This is a genomic window from Citreicoccus inhibens (genome assembly GCF_019039035.1).
Classification (GTDB): Bacteria; Myxococcota; Myxococcia; order Myxococcales; family Myxococcaceae; genus Citreicoccus; species Citreicoccus inhibens.
In genome coordinates this window covers 1-23,971 of the sequence record NZ_JAHNZT010000053.1, presented here as the reverse complement: position 1 = coordinate 23,971, position 23,971 = coordinate 1, and the positions used below count along the sequence as shown (strand labels likewise).

Genomic DNA, 23,971 nt, shown 5'->3' with positions numbered 1-23,971 from the left:
ATGGATCGGATCGCAGTACTGGTGGTCGATGACGAGGAGTCGGTGCGCACCTTCCTGTCCGAGCTGCTGGGCAGCGCGGGGTATCAGGTGCGCTGTGCCGCCAGCGGGGCCCAGGCCTTGGAGATGCTCTCGGGCGGCTCCTTTGACGCCGTGCTCCTGGACGTGGTGATGCCGGAGTTGAGCGGGCTGGACGTGCTGCGGCGCTATCGCAGCTCGGGAGGTGGTGCGCCGGTCATCGTGCTCAGTGCGCTCGCGGGCGCGGACGACGCGGTGCGCGCGATGAAGATGGGGGCCAGCGACTACTTGTCGAAGCCGTTTGGCAATGACGAACTCCAGGACGTGCTGTCGCGAGCCCTGGGGCCTCGGGTCCCCGAGCGCGCCGGAGGGGGCGGTGGACGGGGGTTGGCGGCGAACTCGGATTCGGGCGTAGATGCGCGCGCGCTCATCTCCAACTCGCCTTCCATGCGACGGGCGCGGGCGCTCGTGGAGCGGATCGCGGACACCGACGTGCCCGTGTTGCTCCTGGGCGAGTCCGGCACGGGCAAGGAGGTCATCGCCCGAGAGATCCACGCGAGAAGCCAGCGACGTGGCCGGCCGTTCATCAAGGTCAACTGCGCCGCCCTGCCGGGTGAGCTGCTGGAGAGTGAGCTGTTCGGCCATGAGCGAGGGGCCTTCACGGGCGCCACCGCGGAGAAGCCGGGCAAGTTCGAGCTGGCGGATCAGGGCACCATCTTCCTGGACGAGATTGGCGAGATGGCCATTCGGCTCCAGGCCAAGCTGCTCCAGGTGCTCCAGGACGAGGAGTTCTTCCGCGTCGGCGGCAAGAAGAGTGTCCGGGTGGACAGCCGTGTCGTGGTGGCCACGAACCGCGATCTGGAGAAGGAGATCGCGCTCGGGAACTTCCGCGAGGACCTGTACTACCGCCTCAACGTCGTGGCCATCCGACTGCCTCCGTTGCGCGAGCGCAAGGAGGACGTGCTTCCGCTCACGGATCACTTCCTGAAGAAGTACGGCCGCAACTTCATCCACGCCGCGTCGGAGCTGCCCTCGGAGGTGCTCCATGCGTTCGCTGACTATGACTGGCCCGGCAACGTGCGCGAGCTGGAGAACATGGTTCGCCGGCTGTGCGTGCTGAAGGACCCGACCTTGGTGCTCGATGAGCTGCACGCGGCGAGTCGCAGCCCCGCGAGCGCGCCCTCGCTGCCCACCGCGTATGGCGGCGACGAGGGCACGCCGCTGCCGCGCGCCGAGGAGCCTGCTCGCACGCCCGCGAGTCCGGGCGTGCAGGTGCTGGAGATGCCCGCACGGGGTGGGGCCTCCGGGGGTGGGGCTCCCGAGCCCGTGGTGAACGCGGTCGTCCCTGCCCCTCGCTACGCGAATCCGTTCGATGCGCCCCAGCCACCGCCACCGCCGCCGCCCGCGGGGGAGATGTCGCTGAAGGACATTGGCAAGCGCGCGGCGATGCTGGCCGAGCGTGAGGCCATCCTCGTGATGTTGCAGCGCACGGCCTGGAACAAGCGGCGCGCCGCGACGAAGCTGCGGATCAGCTACAAGGCGCTGCTCTACAAAATCAAGGAGTGCGGCATCGTCGATCCGCGCGCCAGCGCTGAGTTCTGACTTCGACTTGCGCGTGACGCCCGGGCCCGCTATCGCGCGGGCATGTCGCCTCCACTGGTGTTGCTGGGCTCGGGGTACACGCTGACGCGCCTTGCCGTGGCGGCGGCCGCGGCGGGCCGTGAGGTCCACGCCGCGACGCGCGACCCGGACCGGCGCGGACGACTCGCGCATGCCGGGGCGTGTGTGGGCTCGCTCGAGGAGGCGCTCTCGCGGGCGCCCGGGGCGCACGTCGTCGTGTCGCTGCCTCCCGAGGCGGGGCTGGATGAGCGGGTCGCCGGGGGGCTCGCGGCGGCGCCTCCCGTGCGCCTCGTCTACCTGTCCTCCACGGGCGTGTATGGCGCAGCGCGAGGCCATGTGGATGAGGACACCGCGGTGGACTCCTCCTCGCCCACGGCTGGGGGCCGGCTGGAGGCCGAGGCGCGCTATCTCGCGGTGGGCGCGGTGGTGTTGCGCATCGCGGGCATCTACGGCCCGGGACGGGGCGCGCATCTGCGACTGCGCACGGGGGCGTTGCGGCTCCCCGAGTCGGGTGGGGGGCGGCTCAGTCGCATCCATGTGGATGACCTGGGGCGGGCCATTCAGGTCGCGCTGGAGCGTGGGGTGTCGCGCTCCGTCTACTGCGTGGCCGATGATCGGCCCGCCACGCTCGCACAGACAGTGGGCTGGCTCTGCGAACGCTTGGGCTTGCCGCTCCCCCCGACCTTGCCGCTGGCGCAGCTGCATGAGTCGCTGCGCGGCGACCGCGCCATCTGCGCTGCGCGCTTGAAGGGGCTCGGTTGGGCGCCCCAGCATCCCGACTTCGAGGCCGGCTTCACGGCGGTGCTGGAGGAGGAGTCCCGGTGAGCGCGACGGCGCACGTGATTGTGCGGAGGCTTCGTCCCGAAGAGGCCGAGCGGGTGCGCGCGTTGCGCCAGCTCGCGCTGCGTGAGAGCGCCCGCTCGTTCGGAGCGCTTGCGGAAGAGGATGCCGCCTTGCCCATCGAGGAGATGCGCGTGCGGCTCGGAGCAGAGGCTCCGGAGGAGCGGGTCGCGGTGGGCGCGTTCCTCGGTGACTCGCTGGTGGGCGTGGTCGGCCTGCGACGCGAGGCGCGCCACAAGACTCGGCACAAGGCGACCGTGTGGGGCATGTACGTGGCGCCGGAGGCTCGGGGGACGGGCGTGGGCCGGCGCCTGTTGCAAGCGCTGATCGAGGAGGGGCGGCGGATGCCGGGTGTGGAGCGGCTGCTGCTCGCGGTGGTGGCCGACAACGCGGCGGCCCGCTCGCTCTACCTGTCGCTGGGCTTCGAGCCGTATGGCCTGGAGCGCCGGGCGCTGCGCATGGGGGACACCTACCTCGACGAGGAGTTCATGGCGCTGTCTCTGGGAGAGGGGCGTGGACGGGGCCGGTGACACTCCTGGCCCGCCTCGGTGTTCGGTTGGACGTGAGAGGGCGCTGATCCCCCGCGTGAGACGAGGAGAACACCGTGGATTCCACACATGAGCAGGGGGAGACGCAGGTGGGCGAGGGGGCCGAGGCCGGCCGCCAGGTCTCGGGGGCGCGCTGTCTGGGCTGGGAGGTCGCCTGAGTCATGGTCGCCCACACGCCGGACTGGTTACTGGAGCGCATCGCCCTGAACGAGCTGCCCGCCTCTCACGTCGCTGCGCGCACCCGCCTGCTGGCCGAATCCGATGGCCCCGCCCGATTGGCCCGACTGGAAGAGGACTCCCGCCGCACCCTGGAGCGCTTCGCCCCCGCGCAGGTGGCCGCCGAGGTGGAGCGCCGTCGCCGGCTCCAGGCCCTCGCCGCCGAGCACGCGACGGTGGCCCATCCCTGGTTCGGCTCGCTCACCCTGGGCTTTCCCGTGGCGGCCTGCCTGATTCTCCTGGTGCTGAGCGCCTCGCGCGACCTGACTCCCGAGACGCGCACCCTGGGAGTCTCCCCCCTGGAGTGGGAGACGGTGCGCATCAAGGGCGCGGCCCGGCTGCTCGTCCACCGCCAGGGCGCGCGCGAGCCCGAGTCGCTGCCCAACCACTCCCAGGCGCACCGGGGCGACCTGTTGCAACTCAGCTACCTGTCCGGGGGCCGCCGCCATGGCGCCGTGGTCTCCCTGGACGGACGCGGCGCGGTGACGCTGCACTTCCCGGAGCGCCTCACGGGCTCGACCGCGCTCAAGGCGGGAGAGGCCGTGTCCCTGCCGCACGCGTATGAGCTGGATGACGCCCCCTCGTTCGAGCGCTTCATCTTCGTGACGAGTGATTCGCCGGTCGACGTCGCGGCCGTGCTAGAGGCGGCACGCCGGGTGGCGCGACAGCCGCAGACCGCGCGTGAATTGCGCCTCCCTCTGCCAGAATCGCTGGCCCAGACGTCTTTCACATTGGAAAAGGTGCCGTGATGCGCTGGCTCCCCTGGACCTTCCTGTTGCTTCCCTGGCTCGCCTCGGCGGCCCCCAATGAGCCCTCGGGCGTGACGGTGCGTCGCTTCGCGCTGTTGGTGGGCGTCAACGATGGCGGCACGAACCGCCTGCCGCTTCGGTATGCGGCGTCGGACGCGCGCGCCTTCGGGGATGTGCTGGTGGAGTTGGGCGGCGTGCAGCCCGCGGATCGCATCCTCCTGGTGGACAGCGACCGCGCGGGGCTGGTGGAGGCGCTGAAGCGCTTCTCCGACCGGGTGAAGGGGGCCCGGGGCGCGGGGCGGACCGAGGCGCTCATCTACTACTCGGGCCACTCGGACGAGGAGGGGCTGCTGCTGAAGAATGATCGCTTCGGCTACTCGGAGCTGCGCAAGGCGCTGGAGTCGCTGCCGGCCGACGTGCGCATCGCCATCCTCGACTCCTGCGCCTCCGGCACCCTGGCGCGGCAGAAGGGGGGCGTGCTGCGTCCCGCGTTCCTCGTGGACGCGTCGTCGGCCGTGCGGGGGCACGCCATCCTCACGTCTTCCTCCGAGGACGAGGTGTCGCAGGAGTCGGATCGCATCGGCGGCTCGTTCTTCACCCACAACCTGGTGTCGGGCCTGCGCGGCGCGGCGGACTCCACCGGCGACGGCCGGGTGACGCTGCACGAGGCCTATCAGTTCGCCTTCCACGAGACGCTCGCGCGCACGGAGAAGACGCGCGCGGGCGCGCAGCACCCGGCCTATGACATCGAACTGGCGGGCACGGGCGACCTGGTGATGACGGACCTGCGCGCCACGTCCGCCGCGCTCGTGCTGGCCGATGGGCTCGAGGGGCGCATGTTCGTGCGCGACGAGCCCGGCCGGCTCGTGGTGGAGCTGAACAAGCTGGCGGGGCGCTCCACCGAGCTCGGCCTCCAGCCGGGGCGCTACGTCATCACGCGCGAGCGCCGGGGCGAGGGCTCCGAGGCGGCCATCGTCGTTCGGGAGGGCGCGCGCGCGGCGCTGGCGGAGGCGGACTTCCACGCCGTCACGGGTGAGCTGACGGCCCTGCGCGGCGGCCCCGCGGTGGGCGGGCCCGTTGCCACGGGCTCGGTGGGAGGGGCTGTCGCTCAGGGCGCGGGGGAGGCTGCGCCGCCGGACGCGCCGCATCGGCAGACGTTCCTCAACCTGGGCGTGGCCCCTGGGGTCCAGACGAACGACCTGCTGGGCGGAGGCGAGCGGGACAACGCGCTGTCGCTCTCGCTGGGCGTGGCGCGCATGGCCCGGGTGGATGGCGTGGCGATGGCGCTGGGCGGCAACTGGACCACGGAGTCGATGCGCGGAGTGATGATGGGCGTGGGCGGCAACTACTCGGAGGGGGATGCCTCGGGTGTGCTGCTGGGCGTGGGCGCCAACTGGGTGCGCGGCCGGGTGGACGGTGTCCAGGCCGCCTCGGGCGTGAACCTGGCGGGCAAGGGCGGGTCGGTGTACCAGCTCTCCTCGGGCGTCAACCTCTCCGGCGCGGAGCTGCGGGGCGCGCAGCTCGGCGCGGCGGCCAACTGGGCCGAGGGAGACCTCTCCGGTGTGCAGCTCTCCGCGGGCATCAACATGGTGCGCGGCCGGATGAAGGGCATCCAGGGGGCCGCGGGGCTGAGCTGGGCGGACACCGCCGAGGGCATGCAGCTGTCCATCGTCAATGTGGGCACGGACGTGTCAGGCGCGCAGCTCGGCCTCATCAACATCGCCGGGAAGATGCGAGGGCTGCAGCTCGGCGTCGTGAACGTGGCCAACGACATGGAGGGCGTGCCGCTGGGGCTGCTGAGCATCGCGCGCAACGGGCAGTTCCATGTGGAGGTGTTCGGCAGCGACATCAACCCCGGCAACGTGGCCCTCAAGGCGGGCAGCCGGACCTTCTACTCGACGCTCGTCGCCGGCATGGGAGACATGCCGGGCCAGAAGCGGCACTGGACCATCGGTCTGGGGCTCGGCGCGCACCTGTCGCTGTCCGAGCGTCTGTTCGCGGACGTGGATGTGATCTCCCACAACGTCTTCGGTCTGGAAGAGGGGTGGGACTCCAACCGCCTCTTGCACCAGGCGCGGCTGATGGGCGGTTGGCAGATCACCCCGCATCTGGCGCTCATCGGCGGCCCTACGTTCAACGTCCTTCACTCCACGAGCGGCCAGACGGTCGGGCACATCAGTCGCCTGGCGAGCGACGCAGGCACGCGGAAGGTCGTGCTGTGGCCGGGCGCGCAGCTCGGCCTGCGCATCTGAATAGGTGCCATCAGTCCGAGTCGGGGGGGCGCCTTTCCATCGGGGCTTCTCCGGTGTCAGGCTCGCGAACCCGGTCGCGCTCCTGCGCGGCCATCGCCACCCTGTCCCGAGGGGTCACGATGTCGTCCAAGTCGTTGTTCGCGGCCTACAGCGAGGGCGTTCACCGCTCCATGGCCGGCAGCCATGAGGCCGCGATCCAGGCGTTCGACAAGGTCCTGGCCGAGGACCCCAGTCACTTTCCGGCGCTGACCGCGAAGGCGTCCTCGCTGAAGCAGCTCGGTCGGACCCCGGAGGCGCTGCGCTGCTTTCAGCGCGCCATCGAGTTGGAGCCGAACCTGGCGGATCCGCACCGCGACGCCGCCCTCTGTCAGCTGGAGCTGGGAGAGCCCGAGGCGGGCTCGGCCCTCATGGAGCGCGCCGTCCACCTCAACAGCGCTCCGGGCTACCGCGAGGCCGCCGCCGTCGAGGTCTACACGGTGGGCAACGCCTTGCTGACCCAGGGGCCTCGGCGTCCGGACAAGGCGCGCTATCGCCTGGCTCGACAGGTCTTCGAGCTGGCGCTGGAGCTGTCTCCCGCCTACGTGGAAGCCGCCAGGGCGCTGTCGGACGTGTGGGAGCACCTGGGCGATATGGCCCAGCGCGACCACTACGCGCAGCTGGCCAGTCGGCTGCGCCCGGCGGGAGCCTGAGCCGCCGGGAATCCTCCCGCCTGCTCCGCGTGTTGCCCCATCCTGCCCGGCCATTCCGGTGACTCTCGCGTGCCCGCGCGGGGCCGGAGGGCGGGGCGTTGCCCGGGTGTTACAGCGCACTCGACCCTCAATTTCTGGCCGGCCCGTCGAGGCCGCCCCACAGGAGAGAAGCCCGTATGATCGTGATGCTCGAGCCGGATTCCCCCGAATCCGTCGTGTCCGGAGTCCTTCAGGTCGTCTCGCAGTACAAGGGGGTGACGCCTCGGACGCATGTCATCTCGGGGGCCGAGTCCACCATCACGGAGATCTACCTGCTGGGCTCCACGTCCCAGGTGCCCGTGGAGGCGTTCCAGCAGCTCGCGGGCGTGCGGCAGGTGGTCCGCGTGTCGCAGAAGTACCGGATGATTGGCCGGCACAGTGGCCAGCGCGTCACGACGGGCTTCGAGTACAACGGCGTCACCTTCGATGACCGCTCGGTGAACATCTTCGCGGGCCTGTGCGCGGTGGACACGCCGCAGAGCGTGGACGCGATGATGGCGGCGCTCGCTCGCTGCGGCATCCAGACGACGCGCATGGGCGCGTACAAGCCGCGCACGAACCCGTACGAGTTCCAGGGCCTGGGCGCCTCCTGCCTTCCGTGGGTGTTCGAGTCCGCGGGGCGGCACGGCGTGAAGGTCGTCGCGATGGAGGTGACGCACCCGCGCCACATCGATGAGATCCGCGACGCGCTGGAGAAGGCCGGCAACCCCACGGGCGTGATGCTCCAGGTGGGCACGCGCAACGCGCAGAACTTCGAGCTGCTCAAGAGCATTGGCCAGCAGCGTGAGTTCCCCGTGCTCTTCAAGCGCGGCATGGGCATCACGCTGGAGGAGTCCCTCAACGCCTGCGAGTACGTGGCGAGCGAGGGCAACGCGAAGATTGTCTTCTGCCTCCGCGGCGTGAAGACGCACCTGGGCGATCCGCACCGCAACATGGTGGACTTCGCGCACGTGCCCGTGGTGCGCCGCCTCACGCGCCTGCCGGTGTGCGTGGATCCATCGCACGCCATCGGTCGCGCCGAGGCGCCGCCGGACGGGCTGCCGGACATCTTCCACGCGATTGGCCAGGGCATCATCGCGGGCGCCTCCATGGTGTTGGTGGACTTCCACCCGCAGCCCGAGGCCGCGCTGTGCGATGGACCGCAGGCCCTGCGGCTGGAGCAGCTCAAGGCGCTCCAGCGCTACGTGCAGATCGTCCGGGGCGCCTATGACGAGGTCGTCGCGAACGGCGACGGCATGGGCAGCGAGTCGCGTGCCCCGGCCCTCGCGGTCGCGCGCTGAGCGTCACCCCGTCGCGTAGCCGCCGAGCACCCGCAGCGTGGTGCTCGCGGCGCGCGCGTCCTCCAATGCGGCGAGGAGTCGCGGTGAGTCCTCCGCGGCCTCCACGTCCATCAGCCACACGGGGCGCCAGGCTCCGCCTCCGGGGCGTGGGAAGAGTCCCGTGACGGTGAGGTTCCGCGAGGCGAAGGCGGCCAGCACCTCGCTCAGGCCCCGTGCGGTGTCCGCCACGCTCACGCACACCGTCGTCTTGCGCCGCGTGCCCACGTTGGGAGGGCGCGCGCGGCCCAACGCGAGGAACCGGGTGGCGTTGTCCGCCGAATCCTCGATGCCCTCGTCCAACACCGTCAGGCCGTAGCGCCGTGCGGCGGCCAGACTGGCGATGGCGGCGGTGCGCGGTGGGAGCTCTTCCGCGACGCGCTTCGCTGCCGCCGCGGTGTTGGACTCAGGCACCGGATGCAGGCCCTTTCCTCGAAGGTAGCCCGCGCACTGCGCCAGTGCCTGCGGATGGGAGAGGACTCGCTCGATGTCCGCGAGCGCGCGGCCGGGCGGCGCGAGCAGGCAGTGCCGCACGCGCAGCACCCACTCCCCCGAGAGCGGGGGCTGGAACTCGATGAGCAGATCCAGGTTGTCCACCACGGGGCCGGCGATGGCGTTCTCCACTGGCACCACGCCTCCATCCACGCGCCCTTGCGTCACGGCCTCGAAGACCGCGCGAAAGGTGGGGTGGGGCAGGGCGTCCACGTCCGCACCGAAGAGGGCGCGCGTGGCCTCCTCGCTGAAGGCGCCGGGTTCCCCTTGAAACGCGATGCGTGGAGGCGCGTCAGCCATCGCGCTGCTCCGCGCGCGGGTAGGTGCCCAGCACGCGCAGCGACGACGTCAGCGGGCGCAGGTCCTCCAGCACCGCGGTGAGCGCGGCCGACGCGGCGTGGCCCTCCACGTCCAGATAGAAGCGGTACTTCCACGGCGCGCCAGGGATGGGGCGAGACTCCAGCTTGGTGAGGTTGACGCCGCGCTCGGTGATTCGCTGGAGCACCTGTCCGAGCGCGCCCGGCTTGTGCTCCAGCACCGCGAGCAGCGACGTCTTGCACGGGACATCGGGCGCGAGTGGCGTGGCCTCGCGGCCCACCTCGACGAACCGGGTGTAGTCGAGCGCGGGCTGCAGAACGGTGGCGAGCAGCTCCAGGCCGAAGCGCTGCGCGGCGGATTCGCTGGCGATGGCCGCCGCGCTCCGGTCGTGTTTCTCCGCCACGCGCCTCGCCGCCCCCGCCGTGTCCGTCTCCGGCACGAGCTTCGCGTGGGGCAGGTGGGTTCGCAGGAAGGACTCGCACTGCTCCAGCGCCTGGGGATGGGAGTGCACCTCGCGCACGTCCTCGATGCGCGTCCCAGGCATCACGAGCAGGCGGTGATCCACCTGGCTCACCAGCTCCGCGGTGATGACCACGCCACCCTCGGCCAGCACGTCGTAGGTCTCGTTCATGCTGCCCGCGGTCGTGTTCTCGATGGGCAGCAGCACGAAGTCCTGCTCACCGCTGCGCAGGGCCTGGACGGCCTCGCGGGCGAGGTTGAAGCCGGTGAGGAGCACGCCCCCCGGCCGGCCCGTGTAGCGCTGGCGCGCGGCCAGGTGGCTGTACGAGCCCTCGACACCCAGGTAGCCCACGCGCAGCGGGGTGGTGTCCAGTCGCGCGACGAGCCCCTGCTGCCGCGCCACGGACATGTCCAGCAGCAGGCGGTAGATGCGCTCCACCTCGTGCGGATCCAAGCCATGGCCCGCGGCGCGTGCGCGCACCTTGCGCAGCAGCAGGTCCTCGCGGTGCGGGTCTCGAAAGGGCCACGCCGCCGCGAGCTTCGTCCGGGCGACATCCTCGGCCACCGCCATGCGACGGCGAAAGGCATCGAGGATCTCCTCGTCGATCCGCTCGATGGCCGCGCGCAGTGCTTCCAGGTTGGGATTGTCCTTCATCATCGCACGATAGGGACCGCGTCAGGAGGTCAGGGAGGTGGAGGCCCGGGGGCTCGAACGAGGCCCCCCTCGCACCGATGCCGGGGCTGCGGGCGGCTGCGCCGGAAACACCGCGAGTCGCCGTGGGGCGCGCGTCCGCGAGGCAGGGATGCGTCGAACGGTGGGGACCATCGGGCCCGGAGTATGCCGAGTTTCCGAGGGACTGTTCAGCAGTGAGTAGCGCTTCGCCTCGTTCGGCCCCGTCGCGCGCGGGCCGGACCATGCTGGCGCCATGGCCCCCTCCGAGCGTCAGCTCCAGGACGACGCCGATCAGCTCCAGCGCCTTGGCTACGCGCAGCAGTTGCTGCGGAGCATGGGCGGGTTCTCCAACTTCGCGGTGTCCTTCTCCATCATCTCCATCCTCACCGGCGCGGTGACGCTGTACGGCCACGGCTTGCGCTTCGGTGGGCCCTTCGTCATGGGCGTGGGCTGGCCCTTGGTGGCGGTGATGACGCTGTCGGTGGCGGCGAGCCTGGCGCAGCTCGCTTCGTCGTTCCCCACCGCGGGGGCCCTATACCACTGGGCCGCGATGCTGGGCGGGCCGCGCGTGGGCTTCTTCACCGCGTGGCTCAACACCTTGGGCCAGTTCGCCATCACCGCGGGCATCGACTACGGCCTGGCCGAGTTCGTGGCGGACATGCTCCTGGGCACGCGCGACCGGTGGCACGTGCTGCCGCTGTACACCGTCATCCTCGTGTCCCACGCGGTGCTCAACCACGTGGGCGTGCGCGTGGTCGCGTGGCTCAATGATGTGTCCGCCTGGTATCACCTCGTCGGGGTGGGCGTGCTCATCGGCGCGCTGGTGCTCCTGGCCCCGCGTCAGCCGCTGGACTTCCTCTTCACGCGTGTGAGCGCCGAGACGCCGCTCTACGCGTACGGCTTCCTCATCGGGCTCCTGCAGGCGCAGTGGACCTTCACGGGCTACGACGCCAGCGCGCACATCTCCGAGGAGACGGTGGACCCCACGCGCAATGCCCCGTGGGGCATCTTCCTGTCCGTCGCGGTCAGCGCGGTGGTGGGGCAGGTGCTCCTGGCCGTCGTCACGCTCGCCATCCATGACCTGCCGTCGACGGTCGCCGCGCCCAACCCCTTCCTCTTCGTGCTGACCCATGCGCTGGGGCCCACGCTGGGCAACGCGCTCGTGTGGCTGGCCATCGGGGCCATGTGGTTCTGCGGCCTGTCGTCGGTGACGTCGAACTCGCGCATGCTGTTCGCGTTCGCGCGAGACGGTGGCCTGCCCATGTCGGGCCCGCTGGCCAGCGTGTCGCCGCGCTTCCGCAGCCCGGCCGTGGCGGTGTGGGTGTCCGTGGCCATGGCCTTCGTCGTGGCGCTCTGGAGCGAGGCCTACGCGGCGATGGTGGCGCTCAGCACGCTGGCGCTCTACGCGTCCTACGCGCTGCCGGTGTGGATGGGGTGGCGCGCGCGCCGCGCGGGGACGTGGACGCACCGCGGTCCCTGGGACCTGGGGCGCGCGTCGTCGTTCGTGAATGGCGTGGCGCTGGGGTGGAGTGGCGCGGTGATGGTGCTCTTCATGCTGCCGCCCAACCAGCTCGCCGGGTACACCTTCGCCGGCGCGCTGGCGGTGCTGGGCCTCTACTGGTGGCGTGTGCAGCGCCACCGCTTCACGGGGCCCAAGGTCAGCCTGGTCACCCCGCCGAGCGAGCGGGCGTCTTCGGAAGTGCCGTCTTCCCCAGCTTGAGGATGAGCTTGAAGTGCTCGGTGGGGACGGGCGTCACGCTCAGGCGGCTGCGCGTGACGAGCGGGAAGTCCTTGAGCGCGGCGGTGGCCTTCACCGTGGCGAGCGTCACCGGGCTGCCGAGCGCGACCACGGGCCCCACGTCCACCGAGGCCCAGTCTTCTCCGGGCGCGGTGGCGTCCGGGCCGGGCTCGGAGAGCACCGTCGCCACGCCCACCACGGCCTTGTCCTCATTCGAGTGGTAGTAGAGGCACAGGTCTCCGGGCTTCATCGCCCGCAGGTTGTTGCGCGCCTCGAAGCTGCGCACCCCGGTCCAGGCCGTGCGGCCCTCCCGCTGGAGCTGCGCGAACGGATAGACCGAGGGTTCGCTCTTGATGAGCCAGTACTGGGGTTTCGCCATGGCGGCGCAACATAGAGCAGGCTCTGGCCCGCTTCGCCAGCGCCACCGCGCGGCCCCGGAGCTTGGGACTCCGGGGCCGCGAGCGGCTCAGGCCTGCTTGGCCATGCCACTGGAGGGCGCCGCCGCCTTCCCGTGGAACAGCGCGCTGACGCCGTAGAGCGTCAGTCCCACGCCGCCCACCACTGCCGCCTCGATGTGGGCTCCGAGCGCGGCGCCCATCATCGCCATCACGCCCGCGCCCAACGTGAAGACCACACCCATCGCTCCCGCTGCCTTCCCCATCCCCGGCCTCCTCCGCTCGGTGTCCGAGAGCCCTTGCCCCCTTGCGTTCGTTGCGGGGTGTTTCAAGGCGCGTGCCTCGCGTTTCCCCCCGGAAGTGGGAACGCGAGGGGAATGGCGTGGGAACTGCGGTGCCGTGACAGGGGTGCGGCGCGGATGAACGCGGTGGGTGAAGGACGGCGTCGCAGGTCGGAAATTTTTTCCCGACGCCGTGGACGTCGCCTGGAGAGGCACACCGTAACCCATGGCGATCCATGGCCTTTCCCTTTCGACGCGAGGTGGCACACGCGCTGCTAAGGCCAGCCGCCGGAAGCGTGGCGCCCGGCGGGGGTGGCCCCGGAGGTGCGGCGCGCGCGCGACGGCTGGGGACGCAAGAGGGAGAGCGGACGATGGGCAAGAAGAGCGCGGGGTTCTGGGTGATGGTCGGGGTGCTCCTCCTGTCAGGGTGCGCGCATGACCGCGGGCTGAAGGTGGACAACTCGGATCAGCCGTTCCGCATTGGCCGCGAGGACGTGCTGGACGTGGCGGTATGGCGGGACCCGGAGCTGTCGCGCACGGTGCCCGTGCGGCCGGATGGCTACATCTCCATGCCCATGGTGGGCGAGGTCGTCGCGGCGGGGAAGACGCCCACGGAGCTGGCCGAGGCCCTCAAGGATGGCCTGAAGCCCTACGTCCAGGAGCCGCGCGTGACGGTCATCGTCCGTGAGGTCAACAGCAGCCGCGTCTTCGTCACCGGGGAGGTGACGCACCCGGGGGCGTATCCGCTGCGGGGTCGCGTGTCACTCTTGCAGGCCATCGCGCTGGCGGGGGGCTTCACTGACTTCGCGAACTCGGATGGCATCACGGTCATCCGCACCGACGGCAAGGGCGGGCAGATTCCGGTGCGCTACAGCGACCTGCTGTCCCCGGACGGGGGGCAGGACGTGGTGCTGCGGCCGGGGGACACCATCGTCGTTCCCTGAGTGGAGGGAGCGAGGCGGAGGGGTCGGGTGAAGGCGGGCGTGAGGGGACGGAGGGCGACGGTGAGCGGCGACTGGAAGAGGGCGGTGGTGGCGTGCGTGCTGCTCGGCGCGCCGGCCGTGCACGCGTCGAGCGTGGTGCAGCCTCGGCTCCGGCTGATGGCCGAGGAGCGCTTCGACGACGACCTGCAGGTTGGCCCCGCGGCGACAGGCGGTCAGATGATGACCAAGTTCTCGCCGCAACTCGGCGTGAACGTGAAGGACGAGCGCTCCGAGGTCGATGCGTTCTACGCCGGGGATGTGCTCGCGCGACATGGCTCGGGCAAGGTGTCGTTGGACCACCGGGTGGGCCTGGAGGGACAGCACTGGCTGTCGCGCCGGTTCAAGGTGGATGGCGCCGCGCGGGTGTTCCGGGTGACGGACCCCACGTCGCTGCCGCGCGCGGGGCTGGCGTGGCTGGACGCTCCGACGTTCTACGCGCAGGCCCGCCTGGGCCTGATGGCGCGGCTGTCGCAACGGATGGACCTGCACGGGGCCTATGCGTTCGAGACGACGCGCGTGCTCGAGCCGGGTCGCCTGGGCGGCTCCTCGCACTCGCCGAACCTGGAGCTCTGGTACCACGCCACGCGGCGGCTGAGCCTGGGCGCGCAGTACCGCTACCAGGGCTTCCTCTATGCGGGCCGCGACAGCCAGTCGCACGGCGCGTTCGCCATGCTGCGCTATCGCCTGTCGCGCCCCATGACGCTCACGCTGCAGGGCGGGCCCGTGGACTACGTGGCGCCGGCGGGGCAGCAGGGCGGTTGGTTGCCTCGGGTGCAGTTGGAGCTGGCGCGCCACGGCGAGCGCTTCGACGTGGGCGCCACGGTGGGGCATGACCTGGTGGGCGCGACGGGCTTCGTCGGCGCGGTGTGGGCGGACTACGCGTCCATGGTGGTGAACCACCGGTTCTCCGCGCCGCTGTCTGCCTTTGTGATGGGCAGCTACTTCCGCAACGGACGGGCGCCGGACCAGTTCTACGGCGAGTGGAAGAACACGGTCCACGTGGCCCAGGGCTACGCGGTGGGCGCTGGCGTCGAGTACCGGCTGCGTCACGGCCTGTCGATGCAGGGCGCGTTCAATCGCATCGAGCAAGTGGGCGTGGCCAACGCGGTGGAGGCAGGAGACCTCACGCGCAACGTGCTGGCGGCCCGGCTCGTTTACACGGCTTGGTAGCAGTCAGCGAGGACGGGAGGAGGAGCGGAACATGGAGCGTGGGATGACGGCGGACCAACTGCTGGCGGCTCTCTGGCGCCGGAAGGCCCTGGTGGGAGCGATCGCGGCGGCGGTCTTCATGGTGGGCGCGGCCATCGTATGGACTCGTCCGAGCATGTACGAGGCGACGGTGGTGGTGCGCGTGGAGCCGCAGCGGCCCGGCGAGGAGATGGTGCAGCACACGGTGAGCGAGCTCATCGAGCAGCGCCTGCTCACGGTCCGCCAGGAGTTGCTGGCCCGGCCGGTGCTCCAGGAGGCCATCGAGGAGATGAACCTCTATCCAGACATCGTCTCGGAGAAGGGGATGGAGCCCGCGGTGGAGCAGATGCGCAAGGACCTCACCGTGCACGTGGAGGGGGAGACGTCCTTCGAGCTGACGTATGCCAGCCGGGATCCGCAGGTGGCCGCGCAGGTGGCCAACCGGCTTCCGGCCATCTTCTCCGAGGCGACCCTGAAGATTCGTCAGGCGCAGGCCTCACGCGCCACGCAGCTGTTCCGGGACGAGCTGGGCTCCATGGGCAAGGCGGTGTCGGCGTGGGAGACGAAGATTGCCCGCTTCAAGGTGGACCACCTGGGCGAGCTGCCGGAGCAGATGGAGATGAACATGCGCGGCCTGGAGCGCATCAGCGCGCTCATGCAGACGCGCTCCGAGGAGCTGCGCGTGGCGGAGGCCCGGCGCTCGGACCTGGCGCGTGCGCACAACGCGGTGGACAGCGAGGCGGGCCGGCTGGAGGTCGCGCAGGACGGGCTGTCTCGGCAGTTGGTCAACGCGCGCACCCAGTGGACGGAGGACCACCCGGAGATCAAGCGCATGCAGAAGGAGCTCGAGGACCTGACCACGCGCCGCAAGGACGCGGAGGGCCGCATGTGGGCCGAGCGGCAGGAGCGCACGCGGGTGGGGTCGCTCATCACCACGGTGCAGAAAGAGATCGAGGACCTTCAGCGGCAGGCCGAGGCGTACCAGAAGCGGCTCGACAATACGCCGCGCTGGGCACAGGAGCTGGCGGTGATGAACCGGGACTACGAGATTGCCCGGACGAAGTACCAGAGCGTGGTGAGCCGCAAGGTGGAGGCGGAGATCGCCGAGGAGCTGGAGGCGAAGAGCGCGCGCAGCCTCTTCAACGTCATCTCTCCCGCGGGCGCGCCGGTGACGCCCGCGCGGCCGGATCGCCTGAGCGGCATGCTCATCGCGCTGGTCGCGGCGCTGGGCGTGGGCCTGCTCACGGGCTCGGTGCTGGAGATGCGCGACGACAGCCTTCGCGACGGGCTCGAGGTGCGGCAGCGCCTGACGCTTCCGGTGCTGGCGGTGGTCCCTAACATGCAAGGCAAGACGGAGAAGCGGGTGTTGTTGCCCGCGTCGTCCGGTGGTCGCAACAACGTGTCGGCCCCCACCTCGTTGAACTGACGCGCTGGGAAAAGGACGGAGGACGGAAGATGGATCAGACCATGGAGCGGGCGGGGAACTTCCTGCCCCGCGTGGACGACAGCTCGGCGTCGCCGAACTCGGTGGACCGTCGGGTGGTGACGTTGACGGCGCCCGCGTCCGCGGCGGCGGAGCAGTACCGGAGTTTGTACTACCGGCTGGAGCGGATGCGGGAGCTGCGGCCGATGAAGGTCATCGCGCTGACCTCGGCCATGCCGGGCGAGGGCAAGACGGTGACGAGCGTCAACCTGGCGCTCGCGGCGGCGCGGGCCAATCCGGAGCGGCGCATCCTGCTGGTGGATGCGGACCTGCGGCGCGGCGGGGTGGCGGGCACGCTGGGCATGCGCAACAAGGGCGGGCTCGCGGAGCTGTTGGCGGGCGAGTGCGAGGTGCGGGACGTGGTGCGGCGCTTCAGCTCCACGCGGCTGGCGGTCATCTCCGCGGGCACGACACCGGAGGAGCCCACGCAGGTGTTGGCCAGCGCCCGCATGAAGCAGTTCCTCAAGGGCGTGCGGGACGGCTTCGATGAAGTGTACGTGGACCTGCCGCCCACGCTGCCGTTCGCGGATGCGGGCATCCTCGGCCATCAGGCGGACGGGCTGCTGATGGTCATCCGAGCGAACGTCACGCCCACCAAGGCGGTGAACCAGGCGGTGGAGCAGCTCGGTGGCGCGCCGCTCTTGGGGTGCGTGCTGAACGGGGCCGAGGCGACCAGCACCCCGTACCTGAAGAACTACGTGAAGCGGTAGCACTCGGACTCCCGCCCTCCCGAAAGGGGAGGCGGGAGTGGCGGGAACAGCGGCGGACGGCGGGCGGGTCGGGGGAGCAAGTGCTTCGGGTCTTCCATCACTATTTCTCAGCCAAGAAACTCACGTTCTTCCTCGCCGAGAGCTCGGCGATCGCCCTGGCGTGCGTGGCGGGGGCGGCGGTGTGCGCGGCGCTCCTCGCGCCGGCTGGGACGCGCGCCCCCTTCTCGGTGATGTGGCCCACGCTCGTGGGGCTGGGCGCCGCGTTCGTCGTCACCTTCCAGTTCACGCTGTACCTGTTGGATTTGTATGACCTGCGCATCGCCGCGGAGGACCGCGTGCGCGGCTACCGCTTCCTCAAGGCGGCGGGCGTGACGGCGATGCTGGCGGGGCTGGCCATGTTGGTGCTGCCGCTCGTGTTGCCGGTGCGGTTGCCTCCCGGGACGCTGTTGGGCGGCGCCATGGGCGCGCTCGCGGGGACGCTGGTGGTGCGCGTGTCCATCCGCGCGCTGGTGGGCGCGCCGGACGCGGTGCTGCTCGTCGGGGATGGCTTGAAGGCCCGGGCGGTGGTGGGCGCCATCGAGGCGGGCGGCGAGGATGGCTTTCGCGTGGTGGGGATGGTGGACCCGCGGCAGACGTCCGAGCCGCTGGAGGCCGTGGCTCGCCGGCTGGACGCGGCCTACGTGGTGCAAGCCGCGGACGACATGCGCGGCGCCAACTGGGTGGAGGCGCTGCTGAGGTGTCGACTGGAGGGCCGGCGCGTGTACGACGCCGCGGGCTTCTGCGAGCGCGTGCTGCGGCGCATCCCGGTGCTGTTCCTGCGCGCCAGCGACTTCGCCTTCGCGGACGAGCTCACCATGTCGTCGATGCGGCGGGGCTTCAAGCGCGCGTTCGACATCGCGGTGTCGGCGGTGCTGTTGCTCGCGGCCGCGCCCTTCTTGTTGTTCGTGTCGCTGGCCATCAAGCTGGACTCGCGCGGGCCCGTCTTCTACCGGCAGGAGCGCGTGGGCCTGGCGGGCTGCACGTATCGGCTGTGGAAGTTCCGCAGCATGCGCACGGACGCGGAGAAGGATGGCGCGGTCTGGGCTCGGGCCAATGATGATCGGGTGACACGCGTGGGCCGCTTCATCCGCCGCACGCGCGTGGACGAGATTCCCCAGGTGTTCAACGTACTCCTGGGCGACATGAGCTTCGTGGGGCCCAGGCCGGAGCGGCCGGTCTTCGTGGCACAGCTCAAGCAACAGATTCCGTTCTACGGGCTGCGCGAGGCCGTCAAGCCGGGCATCACCGGCTGGGCGCAGATTCGCTATCCCTATGGCGCATCCGTTGAAGACGCGCGCAACAAGCTGGAGTTCGACCTCTACTACGTGAAGAACGGCTCGTTGTTCCTCGACATGGGAATCATCTTCCACACGGTGAGGCACGTGTTGCTCGGTCGCGGCGCGAGGTAGTCAGGATGAGTGTCCGTCCCCCGCGGGGGCCGGACTGAGGTGGGTGGGGAGGGGGGAAGAAGCATGGTGGGAATGGACGTGGACGCGCCGCTCCCGGACGCTTGGAGTGACGAAGACACCCGGCGGCGGCACCACTCACATGAGCGCAACGAGCTGCTGCAAGCGCCAACGGACCGCCCGACGCGCATCGTGGCCATGGGGGGCGGCACGGGCCTGCCCATGGTCCTGCGCGGGTTGGCGCGGCGCGCGCTGCCGAAGTCGGATGACCCCGGGGTGGACATCACCGCGGTGGTGACCATGAGCGATGACGGCGGCAGCTCCGGTCGGCTGCGGCGCCTGCACGGCGCGTTGCCTCCGGGTGACATCCGCAACTGCCTGGTGGCGCTGGCGGGCGGCAAGAGCGCGCTCAAAGAGGTGTTCCAGTACCGCTTTGGTGGGGCGCGCGGGCTGGCCGGACACGCGGTGGGCAACCTGCTCATCGCCGCGCTGGCGGAGCTCAAGGGGGACTTCCTGGAGGCGGTGCGCGTGTCGGCGCAGATGCTGGGGGCGAGAGGACAGGTGCTGCCGTGCACGCTGGCCTCGGTGCAGTTGGTGGCGCAGATGCATGACCGCACGGAGGTGGTGGGGGAGCGCAACATCTGCCGGGCGCAGGGGCGGGTGCTGCGGGTCAGCCTGAGTCCCCGCTCGCCGCCGCCCGCGGATGGGCTGCTGGAGGCCATCCACGCGGCGGACCTCGTCGCCATTGGTCCGGGCTCGCTCTACTCGAGCGTGCTGCCGAACTTGCTGGTGGACGGGGTGGCGCAGGCGCTGCGCGAGTCGCGGGCCCTCAAGGTGCTGGTGTCCAACCTGATGACCCAGCCGGGCGAGACGGACGGGATGACGTGCAGGGACCACGTGCAGTCGGTGTTGGAGCACGTGGGGCCGGTCCTGGATGCGGTGCTCATCAACGCGCGCCTGCCCGCCGAGGACGCGACGAAGCGCTATGGCCTGCGGGGCTCGTACGTCGTGGAGTCCAGCCATCGCGACCTGCTCGCGCTCGGTGTGGTGCCCGTGCAGGCAGACCTCCTGCGCGAGGGGTCCAAGATCCGACACGACAGTCGCAAGGTCGCGTCCTGTCTCCTGAAGATGGCTCGCAGCGGGTTGTAGCGATGCCGGCCCGTCACCACCTTGGGGGCGCCATGACGACTGACGCCAGATCGCTGAGCCCTGCCCATTCCGTTGTCGAGGTTGTCGACCGGGCCGCGTTCATGGCCCTGGAGTCGGAGTGGAACGCCTTGGTCGAGGCGACCGCGCACGAGCTGTTCTACCGGCACGAATTCGTGCGCATCTGGCTGGATAACTTCGCGGCGGGCGGGCGGCTGCGCGTGTTGATTCAGCGGGACCCGAACGGGGTCCTGTCCGCGGTGCTGCCCTTGAGGGAAGAGCGCGCCACGCTTCATGGCGTGCCCGTTCGTCAGCTCTCCAGCACGGCGAATGCCCACTCGTGCCGGTTCGATCTGGTGGCGCGCGCGCCCGCGCAGGCCGCGGCCGATTTCATCGCGCACCTGCGGGGGCTGCGAGGCTGGGATGTGCTTCGGCTGACGGACGTCCCGGACGGAGGGGGTGGCTTCCGCTTGCTGGACGCCGGGCGGCGCGCGGGGCTGCACGTGGGGGAGTGGGCGTCGCTCCACTCGCCCTACATCCCGTTGCCCGCGAAACGCGAGGCGTACTTCGACGGGCTGCCCGCGAAGTTCAAGGCCAACTGCCGCCGGCGGCGCCGCAAGCTGGAGGAGAAGGGCCACGTCAGCTTTGAAGTGGTGACGGGCGGGCTCGAACTGGACGGCGCCCTGGAGCAGGGCTTCGCGCTGGAGCAGAGCGGGTGGAAGGGGACGCGCGGCACGGCCATGGCCCAGGACACGCGCACGCGGGGCTTCTACACGGAGCTGGCGCGCGACGCGTCCTTTCGCGGGCAACTGCGGCTGTACTTCCTGAAGCTGGACGGGCGTCCTGTCGCCTTCCACTACGGCCTGCAGCACGACGGTCGCTACTTCCTGCTCAAGCCCGGCTACGACGAGCGACTGGGGGATTGCAGTCCCGGACAGCTCCTCATGGAGGACGTGGTCGGCGCGTGCATGGACCAGGGCCTGCGCGAGTTCGACTTCCTGGGGCCGGACATGACCTGGAAGCGCGACTGGACGGACAAGGTGCGGCGGCACAGCTGGCTGTACCTCTTCAACGACACCCCCTTCTGCCGGGCGCTGTGGGCGGCGAAGTTCCGGTGGATCCCCGCGGCGAAGGAGGTCGTGTCGCGATGGAAGCGCTGAATCACTCCGGCAGGCTCTACGTTCCGTCTCTGCCCACGCTGTGGCCGCGCATGCTGATGGCGCGCGTGCGCCCGGGCGCGCATCCGCCCTTTGCCTCGCCCAACGTTCGCTACTTCTATTTCGCGCGCAACGCCGTCTGGCTCACGGTGAAGATGCTGGGCCTGGACGCGGGGGAGGTGCTCATGCCCGCCTACCACCACGGGGTGGAGGTGGAGGCGCTGGTGGACGCCGGCGCCACGCCGCGCTTCTACCGCGTGGGCAAGCACTGGGACGTGGATGTGGAGGACGTGGCTCGGCGCGTGGGCCCGAAGACGAAGGCGCTCTACCTCATCCACTACGCGGGCTTCCCGGGCCCGGTCGCGGCGATGCGGCGCCTGGCGGATCAGCACGGCATCCCACTCATCGAGGACTGCGCGCTGTCGCTCCTGTCCTCGGACGGCGCGGTGCCCCTGGGCACCACGGGCGACGTGGGCATCTTCTGTCTGTACAAGACGCTGCCTGTGCCCAACGGCGGGGCGCTCGTGGTGAATGGGCCGCGGCAGTACAGCCTGCCGGAGCCTCCCGCGCCCCCGTTGGCCTCGACCTTCAGCCACACCGCGTCGGCGTTGCTCCAGAACCTGGAGCTGCGCGGCGGCGCCGTGGGCCGGGGGCTGCGGCGCCTGGTGCGCGCGCTGGGGCGAGGCACCGTGCGCGCCGCGAGCATCGAGCGGGTGGCCACGGGCACGCAGCACTTCGACCGCCGCCATGTGGACCTGGGGATGAGCCCGCTGACGAGGCGCATCGCGCTGGCGCAGGACCTGGATGGCATCGTCGAGGCGCGGCGCCGCAACTACTTCTTCCTGCTGGGGCGCCTGCGGGACGTGTCCCCGCCGCTGTTCAATCAGCTCCCGCCTGGGGCGTGCCCGCTCTTCTATCCGCTCGTCGTGCACGACAAGGCGGAGATGATGGCGCGGCTGCACGCGCGCGGCATTGACGCCATCGACTTCTGGCGGCGCTTCCATCCCGCGTGCGACCCCGCCGAGTTCCCCGAGGTGGCGCAGCTTCGCCGCGACATCATCGAGGTGCCCTGCCATCAGGACCTGTCTCCGGAGGTGATGGCGGACGTGGCCCAGGCCGTGCGGGAGGCAGTGACCGCGGACCATCGCACGCGCAAGCGCGCGGGCTGAGCGGGCGGGGCGAGGGTGAGTGGGGAGAGGCTCTCTCCCCGGGTCGGGTGGAGTGGAGGCAAGACGGTGATCCGCGAAGACGAAGTGAGGTCGGGCCCGCAGTCCGCGCCATGGTTGGACGTGGCGGCGCTCAGCAACCTGTCGGAGCTGGCGGGGATGCGCGCCGCGTGGGACGAGTTGCTGGATGCCAGCAACGCGGGGCCCTTCAGCGCGTGGGAGTGGCTCTATCCGTGGTGCCGGCGCATCGACCCGGACGTGCGCCCGCTGGTGCTGACCGCGAAGGACCGGACCGGGCGCTTGATGGGGCTCTTGCCCCTGAGGCTGGAGCAGCGCTGGGTGGCGGGCCTGCGCGTGCGCCGGCTGGGGTTCCTCGGCGAGACGCACGTGGGCAGCGACTACCTGGACGTGGTGGCGCGCCGGGGCCACGAGGCCGAGGTGGCCCGCGCCTTCTTCCAGGTGCTCCACGGGTTGCGCGAGGAGTGGGACGTGCTGGACCTGACGGACCTGCGCGAGGACTCCGCGACCCCGGGTGTCCTGCGGGAGTTGTTCGGTCCGCTCGAGGTCCTCCAGCGCGAGCGCTACATCTGTCCTTACGAGACGCTCACCCCGCAGGAGCCCTTTGACGCCTTCCTCAAGCGCGGCAGCCGTCGGGACAACTATCTCCGGCGGCGCAAGTGGCTGGAGAAGCAGGAGGGCTACCGCATCGAGCGCTCGGAGGAGCCCGGTCAGCTCGCGGGCCCCATGACGGACTTCTTCCGCCTGCACGCGGCGCGGTGGCGCGCGGACGGGGGCTCGCAGGGCATCAAGGGGGCGGGCGTGGAGGCGTTCCACCGGGATGCCACGCAGTTGCTCGCGGAGCGCGGCCGGCTGCGGCTGTACACGATGAAGGTGGGCGGGCGCGCGGTGGCCTCGGTGTACGGGCTCGTGCACGCGGGGACGTTCGTCTACTTCCAGTCCGGGTACGATCCGCGCTGGCACAACCGCAGCGTGGGCCTGGTGCTGGTGGGCGAGACGTTCAAGGACTCCCTGGCGGCGGGTCTCACCGCGTACGACTTCCTGCGCGGCACCGAGCCGTACAAGTCCGAGTGGGTGAGTCAGCGCCGGCGCACCATCGCGGTGCGCGTGCACGGGGCCCAGCGGGTGGGGCGTTGGTTCACGCGCACGGAAGGTTGGGCACGCCGCTTCCGCGACGGCATGAAGCAGGTGCTGCCCGCGGAGATGGTCGAGCGCATCCGCCGCGAGCGTCGGCGGCGCGCGGCGGTGCACTGACGCACGCAGTGGGCGCTGGCGAGCGCCCACGTCGTTGCGAAGGCAGCGCTACCAAGCGCGCCGTTGCGCAGGTGGGGCTATCGAGTGCCTACTTCGCCGCGAAGCTGGCTGATGGCCGCGCCGAGCTGGGGCGGCTGCATGTTGCGGGGCACTTCGACGGAGAATCGCTCGAAGTGCTCCAGCGCCAGGGCCTTGTCACCTCGGCGCAGCGCGAGGCTGCCCAGGAAGATGAGGGCCTCCTGGGAGTCCGGCCAGGTGTTGACCAACTGGGTCAGCTCCTTCTCGGCGCCCTCCAGGTCTCCGTGCGCGGCGGCGCGCAGGACGCCTCGGTGCACGCGCAGCTCCACGCTGAAGGGGTCCGCCGCGAGGCCCTTCTCCGTCACCTTCATGGCCTCCTCGAACTGCTGCGCGCGGATGAGCTCGTGGCTCAGGAGGGACGCGGCCTCCACGTCGCCGGGGTTGGACGCCAGGCGCTCGCGGGCCTCGTTGACGGCCGGGTCCTCGCGCGGGGCCATGGGAGCCTCGGCCTGGGCCGCGTTGCCCATGGCGCCCGGCATCTTCCCGGTGGCCATCTGTCCATCCGTGCGCGGCTGCTGCTCGGAGACGAGCAGGTAGCCCAAGCCTCCGAAGAACGTCACCACGCCCGCGCCCCACAGCGCGCCCACGAGCTGCGGATTGCGCGCGGCCCAGCCCGTGGGGGCAGGCCGGGGGGCGGCGGGGCGCTCGGCGGCGGCGGGCTCCTGGGCGCGGCGCGCGTGCTCGTCGCGGGCGCGCAGGGCGG

Annotated in this window: 22 protein-coding genes; 17 read left to right on the top strand and 5 right to left on the bottom strand. The window is 70.9% G+C overall.

The window, feature by feature from the left end:
• The 7 genes from KRR26_RS33905 to KRR26_RS33880 all read left to right on the top strand — a co-directional run bounded on the left by KRR26_RS33905 (position 1) and on the right by KRR26_RS33880 (position 8,248).
• On the top strand, positions 1 to 1,617 hold the full coding sequence (locus KRR26_RS33905; protein WP_120210203.1) for a sigma-54-dependent transcriptional regulator: 1,617 nt from the start codon (positions 1 to 3) through the stop codon (positions 1,615 to 1,617).
• A gap of 42 nt (positions 1,618 to 1,659) precedes the next feature.
• The gene (locus KRR26_RS37135) at positions 1,660 to 2,460 is read left to right on the top strand and encodes a Rossmann-fold NAD(P)-binding domain-containing protein (protein WP_236069461.1); all 801 of its coding nucleotides are present in this window, start codon (positions 1,660 to 1,662) and stop codon (positions 2,458 to 2,460) included.
• Entirely contained in the window at positions 2,457 to 3,005 is a 549-nt protein-coding gene (locus KRR26_RS37130) for a GNAT family N-acetyltransferase (protein ID WP_328707260.1), read from the top strand. The genes KRR26_RS37135 and KRR26_RS37130 overlap by 4 nt, the downstream gene beginning before the upstream one ends.
• Positions 3,006 to 3,184: 179 nt before the next feature.
• Positions 3,185 to 3,988, top strand: a complete 804-nt coding sequence (locus KRR26_RS33895) for an ActD protein (RefSeq protein ID WP_120210204.1) — start codon at positions 3,185 to 3,187, stop codon at positions 3,986 to 3,988.
• Entirely contained in the window at positions 3,988 to 6,240 is a 2,253-nt protein-coding gene (locus KRR26_RS33890; protein ID WP_217081848.1) for a caspase family protein, read from the top strand. Before KRR26_RS33895 ends, KRR26_RS33890 begins: the two co-directional genes overlap by 1 nt.
• 119 nt (positions 6,241 to 6,359) lie before the next feature.
• Positions 6,360 to 6,929 carry a tetratricopeptide repeat protein gene (locus KRR26_RS33885; RefSeq protein ID WP_120210206.1) on the top strand — a complete coding sequence of 190 codons (570 nt, stop codon included), beginning with the start codon at positions 6,360 to 6,362 and terminating at the stop codon, positions 6,927 to 6,929.
• A gap of 176 nt (positions 6,930 to 7,105) precedes the next feature.
• Positions 7,106 to 8,248: a 3-deoxy-7-phosphoheptulonate synthase gene (locus KRR26_RS33880; RefSeq protein WP_120210207.1), complete on the top strand. Its 1,143-nt coding sequence runs from the start codon at positions 7,106 to 7,108 to the stop codon at positions 8,246 to 8,248.
• Between the two features lie 3 nt (positions 8,249 to 8,251).
• Here the strand turns inward: KRR26_RS33880 and KRR26_RS33875 are convergent, their stop codons facing one another.
• Together KRR26_RS33875 and pheA are read right to left on the bottom strand one after the other, a co-directional pair.
• Positions 8,252 to 9,076: a prephenate dehydratase gene (locus KRR26_RS33875; RefSeq protein WP_217081844.1), complete on the bottom strand. Its 825-nt coding sequence runs from the start codon at positions 9,074 to 9,076 to the stop codon at positions 8,252 to 8,254.
• Positions 9,069 to 10,208 carry a prephenate dehydratase gene (pheA, locus tag KRR26_RS33870; RefSeq protein ID WP_120210278.1) on the bottom strand — a complete coding sequence of 380 codons (1,140 nt, stop codon included), beginning with the start codon at positions 10,206 to 10,208 and terminating at the stop codon, positions 9,069 to 9,071. The genes KRR26_RS33875 and pheA overlap by 8 nt, the downstream gene beginning before the upstream one ends.
• Positions 10,209 to 10,479: 271 nt before the next feature.
• Between pheA and KRR26_RS33865 the strand changes: the two genes are divergently transcribed.
• Positions 10,480 to 11,946 (top strand): amino acid permease, encoded by a 1,467-nt coding sequence (locus KRR26_RS33865; RefSeq protein ID WP_120210209.1) that lies wholly within the window; start codon positions 10,480 to 10,482, stop codon positions 11,944 to 11,946.
• On the opposite strand, the gene KRR26_RS33860 is transcribed toward KRR26_RS33865, so the two are convergent.
• Positions 11,894 to 12,343, bottom strand: coding sequence for an EVE domain-containing protein (locus KRR26_RS33860; RefSeq protein ID WP_217081843.1), 450 nt, complete (start codon positions 12,341 to 12,343; stop codon positions 11,894 to 11,896). The genes KRR26_RS33865 and KRR26_RS33860 overlap by 53 nt on opposite strands.
• Before the next feature lie 87 nt (positions 12,344 to 12,430).
• Entirely contained in the window at positions 12,431 to 12,625 is a 195-nt protein-coding gene (locus KRR26_RS33855) for a hypothetical protein (protein ID WP_217081842.1), read from the bottom strand.
• Between the two features lie 386 nt (positions 12,626 to 13,011).
• On the opposite strand from KRR26_RS33855, the gene KRR26_RS33850 reads away from it, so the two are divergent.
• The 9 genes from KRR26_RS33850 (at position 13,012) to KRR26_RS33810 (ending at position 23,190) form a co-directional block, all read left to right on the top strand.
• Positions 13,012 to 13,584 carry a polysaccharide biosynthesis/export family protein gene (locus KRR26_RS33850; RefSeq protein ID WP_120210212.1) on the top strand — a complete coding sequence of 191 codons (573 nt, stop codon included), beginning with the start codon at positions 13,012 to 13,014 and terminating at the stop codon, positions 13,582 to 13,584.
• 60 nt (positions 13,585 to 13,644) lie between these two features.
• Positions 13,645 to 14,793 (top strand): hypothetical protein, encoded by a 1,149-nt coding sequence (locus KRR26_RS33845; RefSeq protein WP_199723944.1) that lies wholly within the window; start codon positions 13,645 to 13,647, stop codon positions 14,791 to 14,793.
• A 31-nt stretch (positions 14,794 to 14,824) separates the two neighbouring features.
• Complete coding sequence (locus tag KRR26_RS33840; RefSeq protein WP_120210213.1) at positions 14,825 to 16,237, top strand: GumC family protein; 1,413 nt, start codon at positions 14,825 to 14,827, stop codon at positions 16,235 to 16,237.
• Between the two features lie 29 nt (positions 16,238 to 16,266).
• A complete protein-coding gene (locus KRR26_RS33835) occupies positions 16,267 to 17,004 on the top strand; it encodes a CpsD/CapB family tyrosine-protein kinase (protein WP_120210214.1) in 738 nt (245 codons plus the stop codon).
• 80 nt (positions 17,005 to 17,084) lie between these two features.
• Positions 17,085 to 18,452 carry a polyisoprenyl-phosphate hexose-1-phosphate transferase ExoE gene (gene exoE / locus KRR26_RS33830; RefSeq protein WP_217081841.1) on the top strand — a complete coding sequence of 456 codons (1,368 nt, stop codon included), beginning with the start codon at positions 17,085 to 17,087 and terminating at the stop codon, positions 18,450 to 18,452.
• Between the two features lie 63 nt (positions 18,453 to 18,515).
• Positions 18,516 to 19,598, top strand: coding sequence for a gluconeogenesis factor YvcK family protein (locus KRR26_RS33825; protein ID WP_120210216.1), 1,083 nt, complete (start codon positions 18,516 to 18,518; stop codon positions 19,596 to 19,598).
• 101 nt (positions 19,599 to 19,699) lie between these two features.
• Positions 19,700 to 20,755 (top strand): GNAT family N-acetyltransferase, encoded by a 1,056-nt coding sequence (locus KRR26_RS33820; RefSeq protein WP_236069460.1) that lies wholly within the window; start codon positions 19,700 to 19,702, stop codon positions 20,753 to 20,755.
• Positions 20,743 to 21,921 (top strand): DegT/DnrJ/EryC1/StrS family aminotransferase, encoded by a 1,179-nt coding sequence (locus KRR26_RS33815; protein ID WP_199723945.1) that lies wholly within the window; start codon positions 20,743 to 20,745, stop codon positions 21,919 to 21,921. Before KRR26_RS33820 ends, KRR26_RS33815 begins: the two co-directional genes overlap by 13 nt.
• A 66-nt stretch (positions 21,922 to 21,987) precedes the next feature.
• On the top strand, positions 21,988 to 23,190 hold the full coding sequence (locus KRR26_RS33810; RefSeq protein WP_120210217.1) for a GNAT family N-acetyltransferase: 1,203 nt from the start codon (positions 21,988 to 21,990) through the stop codon (positions 23,188 to 23,190).
• A 77-nt stretch (positions 23,191 to 23,267) separates the two neighbouring features.
• Here the strand turns inward: KRR26_RS33810 and KRR26_RS33805 are convergent.
• A partial coding sequence (locus KRR26_RS33805; RefSeq protein WP_217081840.1) for a tetratricopeptide repeat protein occupies positions 23,268 to 23,971 on the bottom strand: 704 nt, incomplete at its 5' end.